The following is a 5944-nucleotide window of genomic DNA, read 5'->3' as shown; positions in this document are numbered from 1 at the left end:
GGGATCTTGCCTAAAGACAGGACGTTGCGATCCTCGAAATACTTGAACAATCTGATCGAGCACGATCATCGCAACATCAAGTCCAGGGTCAACGCGATGCCCGGCTTCAAATGCTTCAGGAACGCGACCGTCACGATCTCGGGCATCGAGTTGATGCATCGTAAGCGCACGATCTACCGGGAGGGCGCCGTTCATGATGCGCGACCCAACCCCATCTACACCGTCAGCGTCGACGAGAAGCCGGGTATTCAGGCAATCGGATTGACAGCGCCGAATCTGCCTCCGGTACCGGGCAAGGCATCAACCGTAGGGCGCGACTACGAGTATGTGCGTCGGGGCACGGTATCGATTCTCGCCGGAATCGACCTGCACTCGGGTCACATCTTCGATAATGTCGAGGACCGCCACCGCAGTGTGGAGTTCATTGCGCTGCTCAAGCGTCTGGACGAGTATTATCCGAGCGAGGCCATCATTCGCGTGGTGCTGGACAACCATTCGGCCCACATCTCTAGGGAGACCATGACCTATCTCGCCTCGCGCCCCGGGCGCTTCGAGTACGTTCACACATCCAAGCATGGCTCCTGGCTCAATCTGGTCGTATGCACCTTCTCCAAGATGGCCCGCACTTTCCTGAGCCACATCCGGGTCAAATCGATCGATGAACTGAAGGAGCGCATTCTGAGAGGCATCGAGGAATTCAATGCCTCACCGGTTGTCTTCCGCTGGAAAAAGGTCGGCCTCGGAGTGGCTTAATATGTAACGTTTTTGATGATACGAACTACTAGTGAATGATCGGCGTTCTTATCTGCAACCCCGGCCCGATCCGCGATGGGGTTGCATACCCGGGTGTGACGGCTGCTATCTGGATCTGTCCATGTTCAAACCACTGCTGCCTTACTGCCACCGCGCCTCCAGCGGTCGATGATGCGGCCTACGCCCAACAGGTACTTCGTCACATACTTCGTGGTCGCATACTCGACGTAGCCGAGCGGACACCGCGCCCGGTTCACGAACAGATGATCGTGGTGCCCGTGCGATTCCTTCGAGAAATTGATAGACCGGAATCCCAGCGATTCGAGCCGCTGCTCAAGCCGCGCGACATCCTTCTTCTCCACAAGGCCGCAAAAATCATGGAATTCGATCGCGATCTGGCCGATGTTACGCAGGAACGCGTCCGGCAGTGAATCAAGCAGCGGCACCTCGGCGCCTTCGATGTCGACCTTCAGCAAATCGATTTTCGCGATTCCCTGCTGCTGCGTGAACACGTCGAGCCGCACAGCGGGCACCTGGATCTCGCGATTGTTCTCGCTGGTGCGAACGAACGACGATGCCTCCGAATCCGCCGCCACGAAGAAGCTCATCGTCCCTGCACGATCGGCAATCGCGAGGTTGAAGGGCTTCACGCGCGCCATGCCGCCGAGCCGCGCAAAACAGTCGGGATTCGGCTCGACCGCGTAACAGACACATTCGTATTTCTCCGACATCAGCCGGGAAAACGTGCCGATGTTCGCGCCCAGATCGATAACAGTGCTGTCTCGCTGCAAAAACCGCCGGAAAAAAGTATGCCCGCTGATACGATCCATCGTGTTCTCCTGGAGTTCACGGCGTTCGAGGTGCGGCAATTCCCTTAGGTGACTGCCGGTCCGAAGCCAATCCGGTCACCTCGCTATCGGGCGTCTATCACTGAAAAGTCCGGGCTTAGTGATTGCCCAACGAAGCGAGAAACTCGTCGTCGCTCGGCATGCTCAATACTGTCAACTTCAGGCCCAATGCAGCGCAGACCGTTTCCGCCTGCCGCCGTTCGGCAAGTTGAAACTCCTCAATATCGGCGACGCGGCGCGCCACTCCATCGCGACTTTGCAATCGGTCGGCGATTAACGACGCAGGTGCTTCAATGAGGACAACCGCGTCAAGGATAAGGTCTGCGAAGACTTCCGCTCCGAGAAAAACGCACTCGTCGCGCGCGTCGCGCAGAACGAAGTGTCCGTCGAGTAGCAGTCGTTGCCCTTCGCCATTGATCCGCTTCACCGCCGCGATCAGTGCTTTCTGGTTCCGGTCCGGATCATCCACGAGCTTTGCACCTGTCCAGTTGGCGCCGCCCAGTTCCTGCTTGATCAAGGTGCTGGCCGATGAGTGGACCCAACCGGCCACTGCAGCGCGACCGCAAAGGTACGATTTGCCAACAGCGTGAATGCCAGCCACGAACGTGTTCTTCATTGGCCCTCCTGCGGAAAAAGGCGTGCCATCACCAGAGAAAATTCCTGCGGCGAGAGATACTGATACGACTGCGGCGGCCGGAAATCCCGAAAGAGATCCTTGGGATCAACCGTCACCGGAGCAACCCTGACGTCATTGATCAGGATACCGTAACCTTTCTTCTTCCCATGAAAGTAGCCGATAAGCTCATCCCGTTCAAGGCCTCCTCCGAACTGACACGCAAGCGCCCAGAGGCCATCGTCGTCGCGTTCTTCTACGTGGTCAACGAACGCGACGCCGACGAGTTGCTGAACCGGGGACGATGAGTACAAGACCATCACACCGATATCGGTACCGGCGGGCCAGCTTCGACGAAACTCGACCCGCTTGCTGCGTGCGAGAATCTGATCGCAAAAGCGCGGCTTGACCGACAGCAGGACGGCTCTACCGCCCAGCTGCTCGGAGGATTCGAGAAAAAGTGTCATTGGTGATTAACCGGGTAGATTGAATATTTCCTGCAACCTGCCTCGGAAGCTGGGCACGAGGCACGGGGTTCGGGAAGTGTTCGATGGTGCGAAAGAGCAAGATGCGCACGCCGGCGGGGTGATCTGCCATCTCGTCGATCTCGTCGTCCGTGTAGACCGTGCGGCGGCTTACAAGCTGGGCAATATCGTTGGAATCCGAGAGCGTCTCGAAGTGCTCCACGACGACGAGCGTGGTCATCGCTTTTAGATCGTACCCACGGTAGAACAGAACCACGTCACCGCGCCGGATCTGGGTGGACGGGGAATGTGACAAGTAAGCGAGTTTGATCGCGTTCCCGACGTGTTCGCCATGACCGCGCGGCCGCTGCCCTTCGTTGTCGGGGTGGTCGGGAAACAGTACACGGTGATATCGCGGCTTGATCGGGATGATGAACTTGTGGATGTCCAGATCGGCACGGAAATGCGGATAAAATCGGCGCGTATAGTCGAATCTATCGCCTGCATCAAGATCGGCAATCGGCGGCGCTGTCGGATGACGTTTCACGTACACTCGGTCACCGTTGTGGTTTCCTGCGACTGAGAAGCCGAAATCCTTCAGTAACGTGATCAACTCGGGATGGCTCTGGTCCGGATTTTCGTCTTCGCGCACGTCAATGAATATGTGCGCGCAGGCATTCGCCGTCGCGTAGCGGAATGCCATTTTCAGAAACAACTCTCCTATCTTGCGGCCGCGCACGAGCTCGCCCACCTTGAACGTACAAAGTTTCAGCGCCCGCCCAGCGAGCCGTTGTCCCTCGTTCGTGACGATCTCATCAGTCTGCACGTCGTAGATGCAGATAGCCGAAAGATCATTTGCGGGCGGGTGCCTGTAGATCCACGCGCGACGCCCGTCGCGGGCCTTGGCGCGATACCAATCATCAAACCCCGCATATCCGTCGCGCAAGCTATCGAAAAACGAATCGCCCAGTTGAGGGGTCAGTTCGTTCAATTCGACGTCGAGGATATCCGGCAGCTCAACCGTCGCCGGGTCATGAAGTCGACTGAGCCAGTCTTCGATCGTTTGGATGAAGTACACACGACTGCCCAGCCCGCGGGCTATCGCCTTCGCATGCAGACCCCGGTCTTCCGTCATCAGAACGTGCGCGGCGTCCCGCTCCAAGGCATACAGGATCGTATTGTCGCATTCGTCGTTCTCGGACAGGCCGGGCACGTTCCAAGGGCAGGGAGGTCCCTCCGCCAATTCGCCATACTGTCTCAGACGGGCAAGCGTCCGATCACGGCGATCCTCGTCGCGATCGCGCGCGATGTCTCTCAATGAAGCGGGGTGATAGACGAGCTGGTGCCGGCCGTTGCACATCTCCATGACGTGCGCCAGGTTCGGCCTGAGCACGGCAAGCGAGTCCTGAAGGGGTATCAGGATGTTGGTGTCCAGCAAGATACGCAGATGTAGCGCCACGTATGACCTCTCAGTATCTGTTCTGGTGTGCCATTGCAACGCTGCTGGACTCCAAAACAAAAACGCCACCTTTCGGTGGCGCCTTGTTCGGGCAGAAAGAGCTTCGAACCGGTTAGGATTCCGAGTCCGCAGTGCGCCGTGTCCGTACTCGCACGGTCGCGCGATACGTCTCACGGGCTTTCTTTTCCGTCAGTGCGCCTTTCTCGGCCGCTTCCTCCGTACGCTGGAGGATCACGGCGACCCCGCGTTTCTGCAGCGCTATCACCTTCGGGCGAAGCTTGCTAGATGCGTTCAAAGCCATAAAAACCTCCTTCGTCTGATGCGGGCCGGGTTACGCAGCGGAACGATATGCCAAGTTCGCCGCGTTCGAATTTCCTAGCCAGCCTATTATATAGCGCGTCAAGTTTACCCGTCTGCGGCAGGTAGAAGTATTGCGCCGTCGCCGGAAATGCATCGACGTGCGCGATCAACGCCATCCCCAACGCTTCACTGAACTGCCAGATCATTGCGGGGTCAGGAAGTGGCCATTCCTGAGGCAGAAACATCGTCTCACGATTGGCCTCCGGTCGAAAGAATTTCACGATACGGGAATTGGGGCTCGGGACAAAACCCTGATTCCACGCCGCGGCGGTCTCGCGCACGAACTGCTCGTCGTTGCCCGCGTAGGTCATCACGTCCGCAAAGAAAACCAGATATCGCGTACCGTCGAAGTCTATGCCTCCAACCTCGATCGACGCGTCGACGCCGATCGGCCCCGTCACGAGCACCGCGCCTTCCGATCCGGAGTCGGCCGGAAACAGGGCCGCAAGCAGTGCGTCGCTCACGTATTCGATCATCTACCACCTTCTCCTGTTCAACTCGTTGTCGCATTGTCGCACTCCATCGCGTCAGTCAAGGTCAATCGCCTGGACCCTAGCGCGACGGGGCCAACACCGTGCGCTCTTGAAAATCCTTCGAATCCTGTGTATTCGTACAGTATGACTGCATATACAGTTCCGGAGCGGTCATGGAACATCTTGTATGCGCACAGAATGAATGGGACCGGCGCACGCTCGCCTGGCTGCGAGAACACGTCGGCGACGCAGCGATCGAGGCGGCGGTGTTGCGGCATGTGGGTCCCGCGAAGTCTTACCTGTCAGCGATCTGCCGTAAACTTGGGGTAACGGCGCCAGAGTTCGCTGTCCCTCGCCGACGCGTAGCGAATGCGACGGCCGAGCAGTCGTTGGCCACCATCCGGCAGATCCAAGCTTTGCGAGGCGGGCAGCGGCCGCCGAAACGCGAGGCAGTGCAACGCCCGTGAAAGATCTCTGCCCGCCGATGCCGCGACGATCACGGACCCGGTCCGACCTCACGGTGCGTGAGCGGGCCGGGCATTCTGTACGGCCGGATTTTCCTGGGCACAATGGCCGCGGCTGCTTAAGTCATTCACCCGGCGCCGTTGAATGTGCCCGTTGTTTTTTGGCAACAATTCAGTATAACCAAGGCTAGGAAACAGCCTACGGACGCTCTGCATGGCGCCGTCGAAGTAATCACTCACCCGAGGCGCCACGGTGCAGCGCCCGCTTTTAGAGGTCAGAGACGCCAATCCCCCGAGTCTTTCACAGTCTGCACCTTGGCGGCGAGACTGTTGAATCCAGCCCGCATGTCGGTCACGCCGGCAGCCAGCCACACACGCGTGCCGGCAGGAAGACCGATCACGCCTCAGTCTCCGCCGCGACACGCAAGGTACGCAACACAACTCGCAGCGTGGCTGCGTCGGGCGTGCCCTCGATACGCACGCGTGCGACACCGACGCTGATCTCAATCA

General features: G+C 58.6%; 8 protein-coding genes and 2 pseudogenes. 3 read left to right on the top strand and 7 right to left on the bottom strand.

What is annotated here, in order from left to right; translation table 11 throughout:
- Positions 1–168 (top strand): annotated as a pseudogene (locus BN2475_RS36130) (DDE-type integrase/transposase/recombinase); the annotation flags it as partial.
- Positions 154–753, top strand: coding sequence for an IS630 family transposase (locus BN2475_RS32765; RefSeq protein ID WP_245841761.1), 600 nt, complete (start codon positions 154–156; stop codon positions 751–753). The pseudogene BN2475_RS36130 and the gene BN2475_RS32765, both read left to right, overlap by 15 nt.
- 125 nt (positions 754–878) lie before the next feature.
- On the opposite strand, the gene BN2475_RS32760 is transcribed toward BN2475_RS32765, so the two are convergent.
- The 5 genes from BN2475_RS32760 to BN2475_RS32735 all read right to left on the bottom strand — a co-directional run bounded on the left by BN2475_RS32760 (position 879) and on the right by BN2475_RS32735 (position 4973).
- Entirely contained in the window at positions 879–1583 is a 705-nt protein-coding gene (locus BN2475_RS32760) for an FkbM family methyltransferase (protein ID WP_143326051.1), read from the bottom strand.
- A 115-nt stretch (positions 1584–1698) separates the two neighbouring features.
- Complete coding sequence (locus BN2475_RS32755) at positions 1699–2217, bottom strand: ATP-binding protein (protein ID WP_094783471.1); 519 nt, start codon at positions 2215–2217, stop codon at positions 1699–1701.
- Positions 2214–2681, bottom strand: coding sequence for an ASCH domain-containing protein (locus BN2475_RS32750; RefSeq protein WP_094783470.1), 468 nt, complete (start codon positions 2679–2681; stop codon positions 2214–2216). The genes BN2475_RS32755 and BN2475_RS32750 overlap by 4 nt, the downstream gene beginning before the upstream one ends.
- Entirely contained in the window at positions 2641–4137 is a 1497-nt protein-coding gene (locus tag BN2475_RS32745; protein ID WP_218023763.1) for a PIN domain-containing protein, read from the bottom strand. The genes BN2475_RS32750 and BN2475_RS32745 overlap by 41 nt, the downstream gene beginning before the upstream one ends.
- Before the next feature lie 281 nt (positions 4138–4418).
- Complete coding sequence (locus tag BN2475_RS32735; RefSeq protein ID WP_094783468.1) at positions 4419–4973, bottom strand: hypothetical protein; 555 nt, start codon at positions 4971–4973, stop codon at positions 4419–4421.
- Positions 4974–5143: 170 nt separating this feature from the next.
- Between BN2475_RS32735 and BN2475_RS36720 the strand changes: the two genes are divergently transcribed.
- Positions 5144–5437 carry a CppA family protein gene (locus BN2475_RS36720; RefSeq protein WP_094783467.1) on the top strand — a complete coding sequence of 98 codons (294 nt, stop codon included), beginning with the start codon at positions 5144–5146 and terminating at the stop codon, positions 5435–5437.
- 272 nt (positions 5438–5709) lie between these two features.
- Here the strand turns inward: BN2475_RS36720 and BN2475_RS32725 are convergent, their stop codons facing one another.
- Entirely contained in the window at positions 5710–5835 is a 126-nt protein-coding gene (locus BN2475_RS32725; RefSeq protein WP_342744673.1) for a hypothetical protein, read from the bottom strand.
- Positions 5832–5944, bottom strand: a pseudogene (locus tag BN2475_RS36415) (IS66-like element accessory protein TnpA); the annotation flags it as partial. The pseudogene BN2475_RS36415 and the gene BN2475_RS32725, both read right to left, overlap by 4 nt.

This window comes from Paraburkholderia ribeironis (genome assembly GCF_900019265.1).
GTDB classification, from domain to species: domain Bacteria; phylum Pseudomonadota; class Gammaproteobacteria; order Burkholderiales; family Burkholderiaceae; genus Paraburkholderia; species Paraburkholderia ribeironis.
The sequence above is the reverse complement of the archived record's forward strand: the minus strand, read 5'-3'. Positions and strand labels throughout refer to the sequence as shown.